The sequence below is a fragment of the Lysinibacillus sp. JK80 genome (assembly GCF_027557635.1).
Classification (GTDB): Bacteria; Bacillota; Bacilli; order Bacillales_A; family Planococcaceae; genus Lysinibacillus; species Lysinibacillus capsici.
Genome location: NZ_CP058997.1, coordinates 3,250,412 through 3,267,412, shown reverse-complemented (window position 1 = coordinate 3,267,412; position 17,001 = coordinate 3,250,412). Strand labels below are relative to the sequence as shown.

Here is a 17,001-nt window from a genome sequence, read left to right as displayed (position 1 = left end):
AGTTCACAAAGCCGAGCCATCAATTGATGTGTTCGGCTTTTTTTCGTTATATAATAAAGAAAATAACTAACATTATTCTAATGAGGGGAATTTTTACTTAGGGGGGCAGGTAGGTAATGAACGATTTAATAAAGCGAAAACTGGATATTTTACCAGATCAACCTGGCTGCTATTTGATGAAGGATCGACAAGGGACTATCATTTATGTCGGTAAAGCAAAAGTTCTAAAAAACCGTGTACGATCTTATTTTACTGGAACACATGAAGGGAAAACGCAAAGGCTTGTAGGTGAAATAGAAGATTTTGAGTATATTGTAACGTCATCAAATATTGAAGCACTTATTTTAGAGCTGAATCTCATCAAATTACATGATCCAAAATATAATGTCATGTTAACGGATGATAAGACCTATCCATATTTAAAAATTACGAATGAAAAACATCCTCGTCTGATTACGACACGGAAGGTAAAAAAGGATAAGGCAAAATATTTTGGTCCTTATCCGAATGCCTATGCAGCAAGTGAAACGAAAAAGCTATTGGATCGATTGTATCCGCTGCGCAAATGTGTACAATTACCTTCCAAGGTTTGCTTGTACTATCACATGGGTCAATGCTTAGCACCTTGTGTGAAGGAAATAGATGGTCAGGTTTATCAAGAAATGATTGAGGATATGACGAAGTTTCTAAATGGTGGTGTGGAGGCAGTCAAAAAAGAGCTTGAAGTTAAAATGCTAGCAGCTGCAGAAAACCTGGAATTTGAGCGAGCGAAGGAATTCCGAGACCAAATTGCCCATATTGATACGGTTATGCAGAAACAAAAAATAGTTTCAAGTGATACAACAAATCGAGATGTATTTGGCTATGCTGTTGAAAAAGGATGGATGTGTGTTCAGGTTTTCTTTGTGCGCCAAGGAAAGCTGATTGAGCGCGATGTCTCAATTTTCCCCATCTATCAAGATGCAGAGGAAGAATTTTTAACATTTGTTGGGCGCTTTTATGAAAAGCCAGAGCATATTAAGCCAAAAGAAATTTTTATTCCACAAGCCATTGATGCAGCTATCTTAACAGAATTATTAGAAATTAAAGTGCTAACACCGAAAAGAGGTCAAAAGAAGGAATTGGTTGAATTAGCTACCAAAAATGCTGAAATTGCTGTGGCAGCTAAATTCCAGCTAATAGAGCGTCAGGAAGAACGTACGATTGGTGCTTGTGAGGCACTTGGAGAAGCAATGGGTATTAGTACACCTTTAAGAATTGAAGCTTTTGATAATAGTCATATGCATGGAACGGATGCAGTATCTGCTATGGTTGTTTTCATTGATGGGAAGCCTGCGAAAAAGGAGTACCGAAAATATAAAACGCGTACAGCAGCCAAGCATGATGATTACGGTGCAATGCAGGAGGTTATACGTCGTCGCTATATACGTGTTTTAAAGGAAGGACTACCATTACCAGATTTAGTCTTAATTGATGGTGGTAAGGGACAAATGGAAGTAGCCCGTGAAGTACTAGAAGATGAGCTTGGTCTTGTTATACCGATTGCTGGTTTAGCCAAGGATGATAAGCATAATACATCTCAGCTCTTGTTTGGTGATCCACCGGAAGTGATTAGCTTAAAACGTACAAGTGATGGCTTTTATTTATTACAACGAATTCAAGACGAAGTCCATCGCTTTGCTATTACCTTCTTGCGTCAACAGCATGAGAAGCATGCCATTCAATCTGTATTAGATCATATTGAAGGGGTAGGACCAAAACGAAAGCAACAGCTGCTTAAACATTTCGGTTCAGTCAAAAAAATTCGAGAGGCGAGCGAGCTAGCATTACAGGAGGCTGGGATGCCTGCTAATTTAGCAAGCCAAATTTTTAGCTATTTTCAGCAACAATCATTGTCAAAGGAATAGGCATGTGCTATGGTTATAAATAACATTGTTTTCAATGTTATGGAGAGTCAACTGCGTGACTAGTTTGTTTACGCTAAGGCTTAATGAATTGAATACATTCACTTAAAAGTGATGATAGAGGTGCAAGATTCAAGAGTAACACGATGGAGGATGGACAAGTCCAGAGATATTGTGTGAAAGGGGAGCTTGCCGAAGTACAGTATTGTTGTTCCATTGTTGTACTGGTTTTGCATTTAAGAAATGTAAGACTGTCGATTCTAAACGTTTCGGAGAGCTATCACACATGCGCAAGTTACGATTATTGTACATGTTATAGGCAGCTTTCACGTTATGTGGAGGCTGCCTTTTAGTTTTCTAGAAACGGTTTTACCCCCCATAATTTGGTGAAATAGATGAACTGGAAGGGAGTACGAAAGAAATGGCTAAAATCGTGATGAAGTTTGGAGGAGCTGCATTAGCTTCTTCTGAACAAATCCAAGAGGCTGCTAGGAAAGCGATTGCTGAAAAGGACAAAGGATTGGATGTAGTAGTGGTCGTTGCAGCAATGGGACACACTGCGAAAGAGATGAAAATGATGGTACACCAACTAACTGACGATGTGTCGAAAAGAGAATTAGATGCAGTTTTGTCAACTGGCTCTCAATTATCTAGTGCTTTATTTGCCATCGCTTTGCAGGAAGCAGGCTATGAGGCTGTATCTCTAACTGGATGGCAAGCTGGTATACATACGGATGGTATGTATCGACATGCTCGTATCGACTATATAGATATTAGTCGTATGGAAGAACATTTTGCACAGGGACAAATTGTGGTTATTGCTGGAGAACAAGGGATTGACGAAGTGCACAATATCACCACGCTTGGGAAAGGTGGAGCTGAAACAACTGCTGTTGCACTTGCCATAGCGTTGGAAGCGGAGAGAGTAGATATGTATACAAATGTGGACGGTGTTTATACAGCAGATCCACGATATGTTCCCAATGCCCAAAAGCTTCAAGAAATTTCCTATGATGAAATGTTGGAATTATCGAATTTAGGGTCTCATATCATACATCCTCGTGCGGTGGAGTTAGCGAAGAAATTTCAAATGCCTGTTATTATACGTTCGAGTTTAATAGAATCAGTAGGCACTTTATTGAAGGAGGAAGTGGAAATGGAAAAAAATTTAGTCGTTCGTGGTGTTGCATTTGAATCAGATATTATTCGTTTAACAGTAGGGTATGATGCTTTTTCCAATGCTTCATTAGCAGATATATTTACGGTTCTTGCAGAGAACCGTATTAATGTAGATATTATTGTCCAAGCCATTATTGATGGGTTGAAGCCAACTGTATCGTTTTCCATTTTAAAAGAGGAATTTGCGGAAGCATTACGTGTTTTAGAGGATAGTAAATTATCACTTGGATTTAGTTTTGCTGACTTCGAAATTGGACTAGCAAAAGTTTCTATTATTGGTTCAGGCATGGCTTCTAATCCAGGCGTTGCTGCTCGTATGTTTGATCGGTTACGTCGTGAAAATATCCCTGTAAAAATGGTTAGTACTTCTGAAATAAAAGTGTCCGTTGTTGTACCACAGGATGATATGATCCAAGCAGCTAATGCGCTCCATGATGAGTTTAATTTAGAGCAAGCACTTTACATATAATAATAGAAGAAACAGCATTTTATGTAATTGACCGAAATAAAAGGAAGAAAAAAGAAGGATTGTCATCCCATTCTTTAATGGGAAACAATCCTTTTTAATTATTCTGAGGGAATGGTATTCATAATACGTTCTTTAACGTCCCATTTGACTGTAAACATGACGTATTGTTGCTTTTCCCGTTTTTCATTATAGCATTCTGTCAGGTAGCCTTTAGCTAGTTGAATTTGCTCTGCTATAAATCCTGCTTCAAGTTTAAAGCTGCGCTGCTTTATTTGAAGAATTTCAGGGTCATTTGTCAACTGGAAAATACGTCCATCTTTTGATTCCTTTATGAGTTCTAATGTACCCCAGCAGGCATCTGCGAAAAATGCGATAAGTTCATCTTGACTTTTACATGGGAACTTGCGAGCAAGCTCTTTACCTGCCCAATAAAGGACGTCATCTTCATGTTTACCGAGTATAGAAGATAGAATATGATCACGAATGATCTCATAGCCAAATGATGAGATTGTAGGAGATGGAGTGTTTAACATTGTTATCCTTCTTTCTTAGAATTTTCTTAAAATTTAACGGTAATAAAGTAATGATAGATTTTTCGAGAAAAAACGACGCATCATGTACTAGATTAGTTCTTTAATAAGCTCTATGAAAAACTCCGAGTTGCCTTGACGCTCGTAGCTCTTGAGAGTACAATAAACATGTCATAATATTGTACCATGATGAAATACACAGTCAATGAAGTATCATTTACAAAATGATGACTTCTTTTGTTGTGCTATTTTAAGTACTAAGGGGGGTAACAGTCTTGTCGAAAGATCGAGAGTTTTTATGGCGTCGCTTACATTCTCTACTTGGGATCATTCCAGTAGGTCTGTTTTTAACGATGCACCTGTTCATTAACTTTACAGCAACAGGCGGGGCAGAAAGTTACAACGATGCTACCGCAGTAATGGAAAAGATTCCATTCCTTATCCTAGTTGAATGGATTGTCATCTATATTCCATTAATGTTCCACGCATTTTATGGTGTCTACATTGCATTCACTGCTACACCAAACACAGGACGTTTCAGCACGTACCGTAACTGGATGTTCTCTTTACAACGTTTTACTGGTGTATTCTTAGTGATATTTATTGCATGGCATATTTTCCAAACTCGTATTCAAAAAGCACTTGGCACACACGTTGATTACGACATGATGGCGAATATTGTTGCTAATCCATTCATGCTTGGATTCTACATTGTTGGTATTTTATCAGCAACTTTCCACTTATCTAACGGTTTATGGGCATTCCTAGTAAGCTGGGGTATTACACAATCTCCTCAGTCTCAAAAGATCGCTACTTACGTAACAAACATTCTTTTCGTAATTCTAAGTGTAGTTGGTGTGGCTGCTATTTTAGCTTTCGTATAATTCAATAGAAGCTACGATAGAGCACATGCAATCATTGCAATTTTTTAAGAGGAGTGAGAAATAATCATGGCGAAAAGCAAAATAATTGTTGTCGGCGGTGGTCTTGCCGGTCTGATGGCAACGATTAAAGCAGCTGAAGTTGGTACTGAAGTTGATTTATTCTCATTAGTTCCTGTAAAACGCTCACACTCTGTTTGTGCGCAAGGCGGAATTAATGGTGCGGTAAATACTAAAGGTGAAGGGGATTCTCCATGGATCCACTTTGATGATACAGTTTATGGTGGGGACTTCCTAGCGAACCAACCACCAGTTAAAGGTATGTGTGATGCAGCACCTGGCATTATCCACTTAATGGACCGTATGGGTGTTATGTTCAACCGTACACCAGAAGGACTTTTAGATTTCCGTCGTTTTGGTGGTACTTTAATGCACCGTACAGCTTTCTCTGGTGCAACAACAGGTCAACAATTACTATATGCGCTAGATGAGCAAGTTCGTTCTCATGAAGTAGCTGGTTTAGTAAATAAATATGAACACTGGGAATTCCTTGGTGTTATTATCGATGAAGACGGCGTTTGTCGTGGTATCGTAGCGCAAGATATGCGTACAGAAGAAATTAAATCATTCCGTGCAGACGCTGTTATTATGGCGACTGGTGGCCCTGGTATTATCTTCGGTAAAACAACAAACTCTGTTATTAACACAGGTTCTGCTGCTTCTATCGTTTATCAACAAGGTGCTTCATATGCGAATGGTGAATTCATTCAAATTCACCCAACAGCGATTCCTGGAGATGACAAAAACCGTCTAATGTCAGAATCAGCTCGTGGTGAAGGTGGTCGTATTTGGACTTATAAAGACGGTAAACCTTGGTACTTCTTAGAAGAGAAATACCCAGCTTATGGTAACTTAGTACCACGTGATATTGCGACACGTGAAATTTTCGACGTTTGTGTAAACCAAAAACTTGGTATCAATGGCGAAAACATGGTATACCTAGATCTTTCACATAAAGATCCACATGAATTGGACGTTAAACTTGGTGGTATCATCGAAATCTACGAAAAATTCGTAGGGGATGACCCACGTAAATTACCAATGAAAATTTTCCCAGCAGTTCACTATTCAATGGGTGGATTATGGGTTGACTACAATCAAATGACTGAAATTCCTGGTCTATTTGCAGCAGGTGAATGTGATTACTCTCAACATGGTGCAAACCGTCTTGGTGCAAACTCATTATTATCTGCTATCTACGGTGGTATGGTTGCAGGACCAAACGCAGTAGACTATGTAAAACACCTTAAAAAGCATGCTGAAGATCTTCCACAAGAGATTTACGATGCTCGTGTAAAAGAGGAACAAGCGAAATGGGATGCTATCATGAAAATGGAAGGCACAGAAAACGCTTACTTACTGCATAAAGAGCTTGGTGAAATGATGACTGCTACAATGACTGTAGTACGTTACAATGATCAGCTTGAAGATACATTGAAAAAACTTGATGAGCTTACTGAGCGTTGGAACAACATCAACATCAATGATACGCAAAAATGGAGCAATCAAGGCGCACACTTTACACGTCAGCTTAAAAATATGTTAGTGCTTGCAAAAGTAATGACAAAAGGTGCACTATTACGTAATGAATCTCGTGGTGCACACTATAAACCTGATTTCCCTAACCGTGATGATGAGAACTTCTTAAAAACAACAATGGCGAAGTTTGACCCAGCTACTGGTAATCCAATCATCACGTACCAAGAAGTCGACGTTTCATTAATCCCACCACGTAAACGCGACTACTCTGCGAAAGGAGACTAAAAGTTATGCAAATCGCAGCTAATACTGGAAGAATGGTCAAAGTGGAAATCTTACGTCAAGATACACAAGGCGGCAATAGCTACTGGCAAAAATTCCAAGTGCCTTACCGTCATGGTATGAACGTAATTTCAATTTTAATGGAAATTCAAAAAAATCCTGTTACTGAAGATGGTGTAAACACATCACCAGTATCATGGGATATGAACTGTTTAGAAGAAGTTTGTGGTGCATGTTCAATGGTGATCAATGGCCGTCCACGTCAATCATGTTCTACACTAGTAGACCAATTGACAGAGCCGATTAAATTGGAGCCAATGAAAACATTCCCTGTTATTCGTGACCTACAAGTTGACCGTGAACGTATGTTCAACGCGCTTAAAAAAGTTAAAGCATGGGTACCAATCGATGGTACGTATGATTTAGGTGAAGGTCCACGTATGCCAGAAGGTAAACGTCAATGGGCTTATGAACTATCTAAATGTATGACTTGTGGTGTATGTATGGAAGCATGTCCAAACGTGTCTGAAAAAGCTTCATTCATCGGACCAGCTCCATTATCACAAGTACGTCTTTTCAACACTCACCCAACTGGTGCTATGATTAAAGATGAACGTTTAAATGCGATTATGGGTGACGGTGGCCTTGCAAACTGTGGTAACTCTCAAAACTGTGTTGCTGCATGTCCAAAAGGGATTCCTTTAACAACATCCATCGCTTCATTAAACCGTGCAACTACAGTGCAAATGTTCCGTAACTTCTTCGGTTCTGACCACTACGTAGACTAATATACGGACAAGCTGAACTCCCTTACACGAAGTGTAAGGGAGTTTTTTATAGTTATAGAAATGAAATTTATCAAGTTGTTTATTTACATTTTTTCTATGATAATATAGCATTTTCTTTTATAATGAATATGTATTCATTTTGTTTGCCGTTGATTGATAAAAGACGGGCAATTACATGACAGGGGATGGTATATCATGAAGGCAAATTATATCGATAATTTTCAAGAGTGGGAAAAGGGTTTTTCATTTTTTAGCGAGGTACGAGTGCGATTTTCAGAAACAGACATGTATGGTCATATGAACAATACGATTAGCTTTACATATTTTGAGCAAGCAAGAATTGATTACTTCAGACATTTAGGAATTTTAATGCCCCCAGTTGGAGAAGAGAATGTGAAATCTATACCTATTGTAGCCGATTTACAATGCGATTATGTAAAGCAGGTTTTCTTTGATGACGTACTACGAATCTATACAAAAATCGCGCAAGTTGGGAATTCGTCGATGGACATTCACTATCTAGCAAAAAATCAAAAGGACGAAATCTGTTTCACTGGTCGTGGAACAATTGTACAAATGGATCCTCGTACAGGTAAAAGTGTGCCGATTTCAGAGGAAGAAAAAACGAAATTCATTCAGTTGGCCATTCTGCCTCACTAGTTCAATATATAAGTATATGTAAATTTATTGAAATAGTAGGTTTTGCTTTTTACGTAAAATTTATGAATGTAACAATGTAATTTTCGAAATTTTTAAGGAAACATGGAATAATCATGCAAATAGCCGTCACCGCTTCCTGCCCCTTAACATAAGTTACAATACGTGCGGGGGAGGAGGGTGTAACTGAATGAATGGCTCTCATCATCGTTCTCTTTTAACAAACCGAGAACGTGAAATATTTGCGCTTTTATTAGCTGAAAAAACAACGAGAGATATTGCAGAGCAGCTTGGTATTAGTGAAAAAACAGTGCGAAATCACATTTCCAATACAATTCAAAAGCTAGGTGTAACGAATCGATCTCAGGCGTTAATTGAGCTGTTACGCTTGGAAGAATTTAAATTAGACTAATGGACACTTGCTATTTCGTGAAAAAAACGACAAAATAGAACTATTCAACGTATTTTTAGGAGTGAAATAGTTATATGTCGGATGAAGTAACAAAGCACTCACCTGAAACCGTTGCAACGGTTGAAAAGGAATTACGCTATATAGCGGCCATCGTGAAGCAAAAGGGAAGAGAAATTGTTTCCGATTATGCGATTACGCCGCCACAATTTGTTGCATTACAGTGGTTAGAAGAGCTTGGTGATATTACAATTGGCGAATTATCAAACCGTTTATATTTAGCTTTTAGCACGACAACAGATTTAGTGGACCGAATGGAGAAAAATGAATTAGTCAAGCGTGTGCGTGATGAAAATGATCGCCGTGTCGTTGTCGTTCATCTTCTCGAAAAGGGCGAACGTATCATTCAAGAAGTAATTGAAAAAAGACAGCAATATTTGCAAGAGATGCTTGTTGGTTTTAATGAACAAGAAGTCGCGCAATTATCAAGCTATTTAGAAAAACTACATGTACACATGAAACAGGATTGAGGCGGAAAGTATGAATGCCCCGATAGGCGTTATTGACTCAGGAGTAGGCGGTTTAACCGTAGCAAAAGAAATCATGAAGCGATTGCCAAACGAAACGATTTATTATATTGGCGATACAGCAAGGTGTCCGTATGGTCCAAGAAGTCGTCAGGAAGTACGGAATTTTACTTGGCAAATGGCAAAAGCACTCGAAAAAATGAATGTTAAGATGCTCGTTATAGCTTGTAATACAGCGACTGCAGTAGCACTCGAAAGTTTACAAAGAAATATGCCTTTTCCAGTACTAGGTGTTATCAATGCTGGCGCACGTGCAGCTGTAAAAAAAACGAAGCGACATGAAGTCGTTGTGCTTGCAACAGAAGGAACAATTAAAAGTGGGGCGTATGAAGAAGCCTTATTGTCACTTAATACGTCAACACATATTATTCCACTAGCTTGTCCCACATTCGTACCACTTGTAGAAAGTGGCGAATATAAAGGTGACTTTGCAAATAATTTAATAGCAGAAGGCTTAAAGCCGTTGAAAAATCGACAATTTGATACGGTTATTTTAGGGTGTACACATTATCCTATTTTACAAAAACAAATTGAAGCTGTTGTCGGAGAAGATGTGAATGTTTTATCTTCTGCGGAGGAAACAGCAAAGGATGTACAGGAAATGTTAGCGTATAATGGCACTTTAGCAAATGCAAATGCGGTGCCTGCTCATAGATTTTTTGCAACTGGTTCTGTCCCAATTTTCCGTTCGATTGCTGAGAATTGGTTAGAGCAAGGTACTCTCGACATAAAACGTATCACATTAAAATAAAAAATCAGCTTAGCAACAGGCTAGGCTGATTTTTGCCGTTTTCAGCATTGTACATAAGCCACCGAGTACTTTTTTGATGGCACAAATTATGATAAGATGAGGGCGCGAAAGTTTTTAGGAGGAACGAAATATATGACAAGATATGATGGTAGAAATGCAGATGGGCTACGACCTGTGAAAATAGATAGTGAGTATCTATTACACCCTGAAGGCTCCGTATTAATTCAAGTAGGCAATACAAAAGTAATTTGCACCGCAACGATTGAAGACAAGGTACCTGGTTTTCTACGTGGGCAAGGAAAAGGGTGGATTACAGCCGAGTATTCCATGTTGCCTCGTGCAACCGCTCAACGGACACCACGTGAATCCTCTCGTGGGAAAGTCAATGGTCGTACAATGGAGATTCAGCGCTTGATTGGGCGTGCATTGCGTGCTGTAGTCGATTTAGAAGCGCTAGGCGAACGTACTGTATGGATTGACTGTGATGTCATTCAAGCGGATGGCGGTACTCGTACAGCATCCATTACGGGAGCATTTGTTGCCATGACACAGGCCATTGCTAAATTTGCTGAAGAAAAGCCATTTGAAAAATTCCCAGTAATAGACTTTTTAGCAGCTACAAGTGTTGGGATCGTTGAAGAACAAGGCGCTATTCTTGATTTAAATTATGTAGAAGATGTGGCTGCAGCTGTTGATATGAACATTGTGATGACAGGCGCAGGACGATTTGTTGAATTACAAGGTACTGGTGAGGAAGCTACTTTTTCTCGTGAAGAACTAAATGAATTGTTAGCATTAGGTGAAAAAGGCATACAACAATTAGTTGAGCTTCAAAAAATAACGCTTGGTGAACTGGCACAAAAAGTTGGAGGGAATCAATAATATGAAACAAGTAGTCATCGCCACAAAAAATAAAGGAAAAGCAAAAGATTTTGAAGCATTATTTGGACCACTTGGTTATGAAGTCGTAACAATGTTTGAAGTGGCACCAGATATGGAAATAGAAGAAACAGGAACAACATTCGAAGAAAATGCCATCTTAAAAGCAGAAGCATTGGCGAAGGAGCTTAATACCATTGTTATTGCAGATGACAGTGGTTTAGCAGTAGATGCATTAAATGGTGAGCCAGGTGTGTACTCCGCTCGCTATGCTGGTGACCATGACGATGAAGCAAACATGATTAAACTGTTAGAAAATTTACAAGGTGTCGAAGATGACAAACGTACAGCACGTTTTTGCTGCTGTATTGCAATTGCAGGACCTGATTTCGCAACAACAACGGTATTTGGTACATGTGAAGGCGTCATTGCCCATGAAAAGCGTGGAACGAATGGCTTTGGCTATGATCCAATCTTTTTTGTGCCAAGCTTAAATCGAATGATGGCTGAGCTTTCACCAGAGGAAAAGGGTTCTATTTCTCACCGAGGCAATGCAATTCGCAAGTTAAAGGAGCAATTACCGAATCTTATCAAATAAGAGGTGATATCCATGAAAATGCTTGTTATGAGCGATACACATGGTGACAGCCATGTCATCGAAAAGGTTAAAGGTTTTTATCCTGAAATAGATATTGTGGTTCATTGTGGAGATAGTGAACTTCCCTATTCACATGAGGCATTAGAAGGATTGAAAAAAGTACGTGGAAACTGTGATCGTGAGAAAGCTTTCCCTGAAGAAGAAATTTTCACGGTCCATGATGTAAAGATTTTTGTGACACACGGTCATTTATTCAATGTGAAAAATTCCATCTTATCATTATCCTATCGTGCTAAAGAAGTAGGTGCACAGATCGTTTGCTTTGGTCATTCACATATTCTTGGTGCCGAAATGATGGATGATATCCTATTTTTAAATCCAGGCAGCTTATTAAAACCACGTGGTCGTAAAGAGAAAAGCTTTGCTGTTGTGGAAATCAATGCGACATCTTTTAAAGTTGATTGCATGACAAATGATAATCAATGTATCGCTACATATACATTTGATCGACAATAATAGAGAAAATCCGCATAACTAGTAAAGTATGCGGATTTTTATTTGGGCTACTGATAATGGTAAAATTGCCTATGAATGATTCATGCTGAAATAGCAAAAATAAATCGTAAAGGCAATAAAGGAGAAAACATGAAAAAAACAATTGGCTGGCATTTTGATAATAGTTACGTTCAACTACCAAGTATTTTTTATTCCGACATATCGTTAAATCCTGTTCGTTCACCAAAATTGATCTTATTAAATGAATCAGTTGCAGCCTCACTTGGGTTAGACATTCAGGCTTTAAAGAGTGAGGAAGCATTAGCCGTTTTAGCTGGTAATACAATTCCAGAAGGTGGCGAACCGATTGCACAGGCTTACGCAGGGCATCAATTTGGTCATTTTAATATGCTAGGTGATGGTAGGGCTCTATTATATGGGGAGCAAATCACACCTCAAAAGGAACGGTATGATATTGCTTTAAAAGGATCAGGTAGAACACCTTATTCTCGCGGTGGAGACGGGCGAGCCGCATTAGGTCCAATGCTAAGGGAATATATTATTAGTGAAGCGATGTTTGCACTAGGGATCCCAACTTCACGTAGTCTAGCAGTAGTCACTACAGGTGAAATGATTATTCGAGAAACGGAACTACCAGGCGCTATTGTCACAAGAGTTGCAAGTAGTCATTTGCGGGTAGGGACATTTCAATATGCTGCGCAATGGGGGACAGATGAGGAGCTACAGCTTTTAGCTGATTATGCAATAGAACGACATTACTCAGCTAATATTGGCAATCAAAATCGTTATCTTTATTTGTTAAATGAAGTCATAAAGAAACAAGCCTCCCTAATAGCAAAGTGGCAGTTAGTGGGCTTTATCCATGGCGTCATGAACACCGATAATATGACCATTAGCGGTGAAACCATTGATTATGGTCCTTGTGCATTCATGGACATCTATGATCCTGCGACTGTGTTTAGCTCGATTGATCACCAAGGACGCTATGCTTATGGAAATCAGCCCAATATCGGTGGCTGGAATTTAACGCGCTTAGCAGAGTCCTTACTACCTTTAATTGATGATGATCAAGAAAAAGCCATTCAACTGGCACAAGAAACGCTACAACAGTATCCAAAATTATATGTAGAAAATTGGTTGAAAGGAATGCGTGCAAAGCTAGGCATTTTTAATGAGGAGCAAGAAGACATCCAGCTTGTTGAAGAGCTTCTTCAGCTTATGCAGCAATATCAAGCAGATTATACGAATACATTTATCGCCTTATCGTTTGAGCAATTGGAGGATTCCCCATTATTTAACGCACCAGCTTTTAAGGACTGGTATCACAAATGGCAAGCTCGATTAGCAAGACAGCAGCAAAACAAAGACATGTCACAACAATTAATGCGCCAACATAATCCAGCTGTTATTCCACGTAACCACAGGGTAGAAGAAGCTTTGGAAGCGGCTGTAGAACAAGGCGATTATAGTGTGATGAACAACCTACTAAAAGTCCTAGCTCAGCCTTATGCTCATGCGAAAGAACAACAAGAATACGCTTCATTACCTGAACACACTAATCAACCATATCGTACGTTTTGTGGCACATAAGTAAAAAACGAGAGTTATTTATTCTCTCGTTTTTTATTTGTATAAAGGCACTCTACCGTATTCAAACGCATATTCTATGTATGAATAAAAATAAAGGAGAATAAGGTCGGTGCATAAGTATTCAAAGGGTTGGTTTGTCAAAGTTTTACGTGCTCATGGAATAATGGTTCATCCTCAATTTAAAAGTCATTTAGGCTTATATAAAGAATCTGAATTACGAAACTTATATTATCGTTATGTCGAAATAGAGTCTGCTGAGCAAAATCAATAGACCGTTTGTTTGAAGAACTCCTTTCTAGGAAAAACTAGTGATTAGAAAGGAGTTTTACTATGTGGATGATGACTCAAACATGGCAAGATGTTCTATTTTTACATTGGCCGATAGCCCCTCAAGAACTTGAAAAACATGTACCTAAAGAACTGAAGCTCGATCTCTTTGAACAAAATGCCTGGCTTAGTGCTGTAGTTTTTAAAGTTTATCGACATCGGCTACGCTTTCTACCACCTCTTCCGGGGATGAATACCTATTTACAATTGAATGTCCGAACATATGTGGAGTATAACGGCATGAAAGGCATCTATTTTTTTCATTTAGATGTGACGAATAATTTCTTATCAAAAATTACGGCAATAGGTAGCTTGCCATATCGCCATTCCAACATCCTAGTAAAACAAAGAGGGAATCACTATTCATACACAAGCCATTACAAAGCATGTGACGAAAGATTGAGGGTTATTTATACAATAGGAGACAAGACCAATACTAATTTTGACCGATGGATTGTAGAGCGCTACCATTCATGGGCGAAATGGAAGGATACACTTTTTCGCATTGATATTCACCACTCCCCATGGGAATTAAAAAGAGCCAACGTAACGATTGAAAGTAATACATTAGCCTCTTTTATGAAGGGGAAACTTCAGGGTATGCAGCCTCGTGCTCATTATGCTAAAAACAAAACTGCGAGAGTTTTTCCTCCAGCAGTTGAGCATAAAATGATCATAAATCCATCAAGATTTTTGCATTAAAAGAGGTAACAAAATTGCATAACGATGGCGCTGGCTATCATATCTGACATCGCAAGTGCCTCTGCTTCAATTTCATCAAATACCTCTACATCTGCCTGATAATCTTTTTGTATCATCGTGATAGCTTCATTTTTCGTTAAAGCTAAATGCGTATAAAACATTTTTTGTACGGCCTCTCTAGTTAGGTATGGATTGATTGTATGCAAAAAGAAAGCAATATCATCTGCATTACGATACCATTCCCTCTCTTTAGCTTCCGCTGTGGTAGCGTCACCTTTCGCAGCAGCTGTCACTAATTGAGCCGCAATTACCAGATGCTCTTTAATTAAAGCTGCATAATGATCCGCCACGGAGTCACCATAAAAGGGGCGTAAACAATTCCCTAAATCGGTTGCATTGCGTAGCAAACGCTGCTGCACAAAGGGTAAATCAGGCAAATTAAACACAATGCTTATAATAGTCATCCGTGTCCAATTGACATGCTCCATCCAAAGTAAGCGGTTCATAGCCATAAAGTCTGCTTCGCCTTTACTAATACAGCGTCGGTAATCATTTGACTGTAAAAAGTGACGAATCGGAGCCGTATACTGCGTATAGGGAGCATGATACAGCTGGCTTAATGAAAAACCATTTGAATAGGGGTACAAGGCTTCACTCCTTCTTGTTCTTTCTCCTACAGTAGCATACTCTAAGGAATCTCGGAGTATGAAGAACAAGAAAGAAAAGAAGAGAGACGACAAAATTACGCCTCATACATCATTTTCTTCGTCATGCCACCATCAACTGTAAGATTAATACCTGTCACAAAGTTATTGATCGGGTTTGTTAAATAGAGACAAGCCTGTGCAATATCTTCAGGCAGACCAACCCTTCCTGACAAATGCTGCGCATGATCGATTGGCCGTAGTGCCTCGTAATCACCTGTTTCAATCCACCCAGGTGAAATACAATTCACTGTAATTTGATCTGGCCCTAAAGATCGCGCTAAAGCATGTGTTAACGCTATGATACCACCCTTTGTAGCCGCATAAGCTTCTGTATGAGGCTCTGACATTTTAGCTCGCGTTGAGGCCAGTGAAACAATGGAACCACCCTTTGCATTATGCCGCATCACTTTTGCAGCCTCTCTGGCACAGAAAAAGGTACCCGTTAAATTCGTCTGCAACAAATCCTGCCACTCATCAAACGTCACCTCATAGGGAGATTGATGCTGGAACTTCCCAGCATTATTAATTAATATATGAATGGTCCCATATTGCTCAACAGCTCGCTGCATTAAATGGATGGTATCCTGTTCCTTTGTCACATCCGTTGGAACAAATAATGCAGAGTAGCCTTGAGCAAGCATATCCTTTTCTAACTGTTGACCTAAGCCTGCATTTAAATCAGCAATCACCACTTTTGCACCTTGTTGTGCATATGCGAGCGTAATACCCTTACCAATCCCTTGTGCACCACCTGTAACAATAACGACTAAATCTTTAAACATCCGCATACCTCCTACTTTTTTATCGCCAATAGTGTAGCAAATATTTTGCTATCCGTCCTGTTAAGAGGGTGAAGAAATGGTATAATGGATGCTGTAGCAACATATGATAAAATATATGAGGGAAACCTTGCCTGCATAGTAAAATTAATGTTGACATTATGCTATAAAGTACATATAATAAATATTGTCCTTCCTATGGAATACATAAGAAACGACATCATGTCTCAGTAGCTCAGCTGGATAGAGCAACGGCCTTCTAAGCCGTCGGTCGGGGGTTCGAATCCCTCCTGGGACGTACTAAAATCAGTCACAAACCTTTGATACAATTGGATTTGTGAGAAACTAGGGATTCGGTCACTGTTTCTGAATCCCTTTTTTTATTACCCTAAGAAATTACGTGAATAGCGTACCGAAATTATCTTCCACTTCAATTGAATGGAGGATTTTTTTATGACCAAAAAGACAGGATTATTTGACGTGGATTTTACACTGACAACCAAAGAGCTTACCACTTCTATTAAAAGGGGAGAAGATTAATACCGCTCACTACAAGCCCTTTTCAGAAGCGTTAGGAACTATCATTAATCAAATGGAGGTGAGCGGTTATCGTTCTCGAACTATCAAAGATTACAATACTGTCCTGACGAATTTCTCAAAGAGTACAAGGGTTACCTATTTGGAAGAAATTACAGTAGACACGATTTACTCATGGCTCGATAGTATGCAGGTAGTGAATCAAACGAAGCTAACACGCATAAAGGTTCTAAAATCGTTCTTAGGTAAGTGTTTCACCAATGGTTGGTATAAATCTAAGTTTTGGCAATCCATTAAATTAAAAGAGGATAAGAAGGTTAAGAAAGGTACAATACATAGTAAATATTGGTATAATAAAAACATATTCAATGAATTTCATAGTGAATGAGG

General features: G+C 39.0%; 18 protein-coding genes, 1 tRNA gene and 1 riboswitch. Of the genes, 16 read left to right on the top strand and 3 right to left on the bottom strand.

The window, feature by feature from the left end; genetic code table 11:
* Positions 1-116: 116 nt before the first annotated feature.
* A complete protein-coding gene (gene uvrC, locus HXV90_RS16420; RefSeq protein ID WP_237898408.1) occupies positions 117-1,907 on the top strand; it encodes an excinuclease ABC subunit UvrC in 1,791 nt (596 codons plus the stop codon).
* Between the two features lie 107 nt (positions 1,908-2,014).
* Positions 2,015-2,192, top strand: a riboswitch (Lysine riboswitch).
* 133 nt (positions 2,193-2,325) lie between these two features.
* On the top strand, positions 2,326-3,552 hold the full coding sequence (locus tag HXV90_RS16415) for an aspartate kinase (protein WP_103118619.1): 1,227 nt from the start codon (positions 2,326-2,328) through the stop codon (positions 3,550-3,552).
* Positions 3,553-3,650: 98 nt separating this feature from the next.
* On the opposite strand, the gene HXV90_RS16410 is transcribed toward HXV90_RS16415, so the two are convergent.
* Entirely contained in the window at positions 3,651-4,085 is a 435-nt protein-coding gene (locus HXV90_RS16410; protein WP_048393678.1) for a YslB family protein, read from the bottom strand.
* A gap of 272 nt (positions 4,086-4,357) precedes the next feature.
* Here HXV90_RS16410 and HXV90_RS16405 point away from each other — a divergent pair, with 272 nt between their 5' ends.
* The 13 genes from HXV90_RS16405 (at position 4,358) to HXV90_RS16345 (ending at position 14,588) form a co-directional block, all read left to right on the top strand.
* Positions 4,358-4,966, top strand: a complete 609-nt coding sequence (locus HXV90_RS16405) for a succinate dehydrogenase cytochrome b558 subunit (RefSeq protein WP_004226428.1) — start codon at positions 4,358-4,360, stop codon at positions 4,964-4,966.
* A 66-nt stretch (positions 4,967-5,032) separates the two neighbouring features.
* Positions 5,033-6,787: a succinate dehydrogenase flavoprotein subunit gene (gene sdhA, locus HXV90_RS16400; RefSeq protein ID WP_004226429.1), complete on the top strand. Its 1,755-nt coding sequence runs from the start codon at positions 5,033-5,035 to the stop codon at positions 6,785-6,787.
* Between the two features lie 5 nt (positions 6,788-6,792).
* Positions 6,793-7,572 (top strand): succinate dehydrogenase iron-sulfur subunit, encoded by a 780-nt coding sequence (gene sdhB / locus HXV90_RS16395; RefSeq protein ID WP_004226431.1) that lies wholly within the window; start codon positions 6,793-6,795, stop codon positions 7,570-7,572.
* 195 nt (positions 7,573-7,767) lie between these two features.
* Positions 7,768-8,232: an acyl-CoA thioesterase gene (locus HXV90_RS16390; RefSeq protein ID WP_066037526.1), complete on the top strand. Its 465-nt coding sequence runs from the start codon at positions 7,768-7,770 to the stop codon at positions 8,230-8,232.
* 187 nt (positions 8,233-8,419) lie between these two features.
* The gene (locus HXV90_RS16385; protein ID WP_004226437.1) at positions 8,420-8,641 is read left to right on the top strand and encodes a helix-turn-helix domain-containing protein; all 222 of its coding nucleotides are present in this window, start codon (positions 8,420-8,422) and stop codon (positions 8,639-8,641) included.
* Positions 8,642-8,715: 74 nt separating this feature from the next.
* Positions 8,716-9,168, top strand: coding sequence for a MarR family winged helix-turn-helix transcriptional regulator (locus HXV90_RS16380; RefSeq protein WP_016991542.1), 453 nt, complete (start codon positions 8,716-8,718; stop codon positions 9,166-9,168).
* 10 nt (positions 9,169-9,178) lie between these two features.
* Positions 9,179-9,976, top strand: coding sequence for a glutamate racemase (racE, locus tag HXV90_RS16375; protein WP_004226440.1), 798 nt, complete (start codon positions 9,179-9,181; stop codon positions 9,974-9,976).
* Between the two features lie 132 nt (positions 9,977-10,108).
* Positions 10,109-10,858, top strand: a complete 750-nt coding sequence (gene rph, locus HXV90_RS16370; RefSeq protein ID WP_269897619.1) for a ribonuclease PH — start codon at positions 10,109-10,111, stop codon at positions 10,856-10,858.
* Position 10,859: 1 nt separating this feature from the next.
* Positions 10,860-11,453, top strand: a complete 594-nt coding sequence (locus tag HXV90_RS16365) for an XTP/dITP diphosphatase (RefSeq protein WP_004226443.1) — start codon at positions 10,860-10,862, stop codon at positions 11,451-11,453.
* Positions 11,454-11,465: 12 nt separating this feature from the next.
* Positions 11,466-11,969 carry a metallophosphoesterase gene (locus HXV90_RS16360; protein WP_269897618.1) on the top strand — a complete coding sequence of 168 codons (504 nt, stop codon included), beginning with the start codon at positions 11,466-11,468 and terminating at the stop codon, positions 11,967-11,969.
* A 129-nt stretch (positions 11,970-12,098) separates the two neighbouring features.
* Positions 12,099-13,559: a protein adenylyltransferase SelO gene (locus HXV90_RS16355; protein WP_112116287.1), complete on the top strand. Its 1,461-nt coding sequence runs from the start codon at positions 12,099-12,101 to the stop codon at positions 13,557-13,559.
* Positions 13,560-13,668: 109 nt separating this feature from the next.
* Positions 13,669-13,830: a DUF2639 domain-containing protein gene (locus tag HXV90_RS16350; RefSeq protein WP_016991537.1), complete on the top strand. Its 162-nt coding sequence runs from the start codon at positions 13,669-13,671 to the stop codon at positions 13,828-13,830.
* 59 nt (positions 13,831-13,889) lie between these two features.
* On the top strand, positions 13,890-14,588 hold the full coding sequence (locus HXV90_RS16345; protein ID WP_048393687.1) for a YqjF family protein: 699 nt from the start codon (positions 13,890-13,892) through the stop codon (positions 14,586-14,588).
* Here HXV90_RS16345 and HXV90_RS16340 read toward each other — a convergent pair.
* Together HXV90_RS16340 and HXV90_RS16335 are read right to left on the bottom strand one after the other, a co-directional pair.
* Complete coding sequence (locus tag HXV90_RS16340; RefSeq protein ID WP_269897617.1) at positions 14,585-15,235, bottom strand: hypothetical protein; 651 nt, start codon at positions 15,233-15,235, stop codon at positions 14,585-14,587. The genes HXV90_RS16345 and HXV90_RS16340 overlap by 4 nt on opposite strands.
* A gap of 95 nt (positions 15,236-15,330) precedes the next feature.
* Positions 15,331-16,077: an SDR family NAD(P)-dependent oxidoreductase gene (locus HXV90_RS16335; RefSeq protein WP_269897616.1), complete on the bottom strand. Its 747-nt coding sequence runs from the start codon at positions 16,075-16,077 to the stop codon at positions 15,331-15,333.
* 221 nt (positions 16,078-16,298) lie between these two features.
* Between HXV90_RS16335 and HXV90_RS16330 the strand changes: the two genes are divergently transcribed.
* Positions 16,299-16,372: transfer RNA gene (locus HXV90_RS16330), tRNA-Arg, on the top strand.
* Positions 16,373-17,001 lie beyond the last annotated feature (629 nt).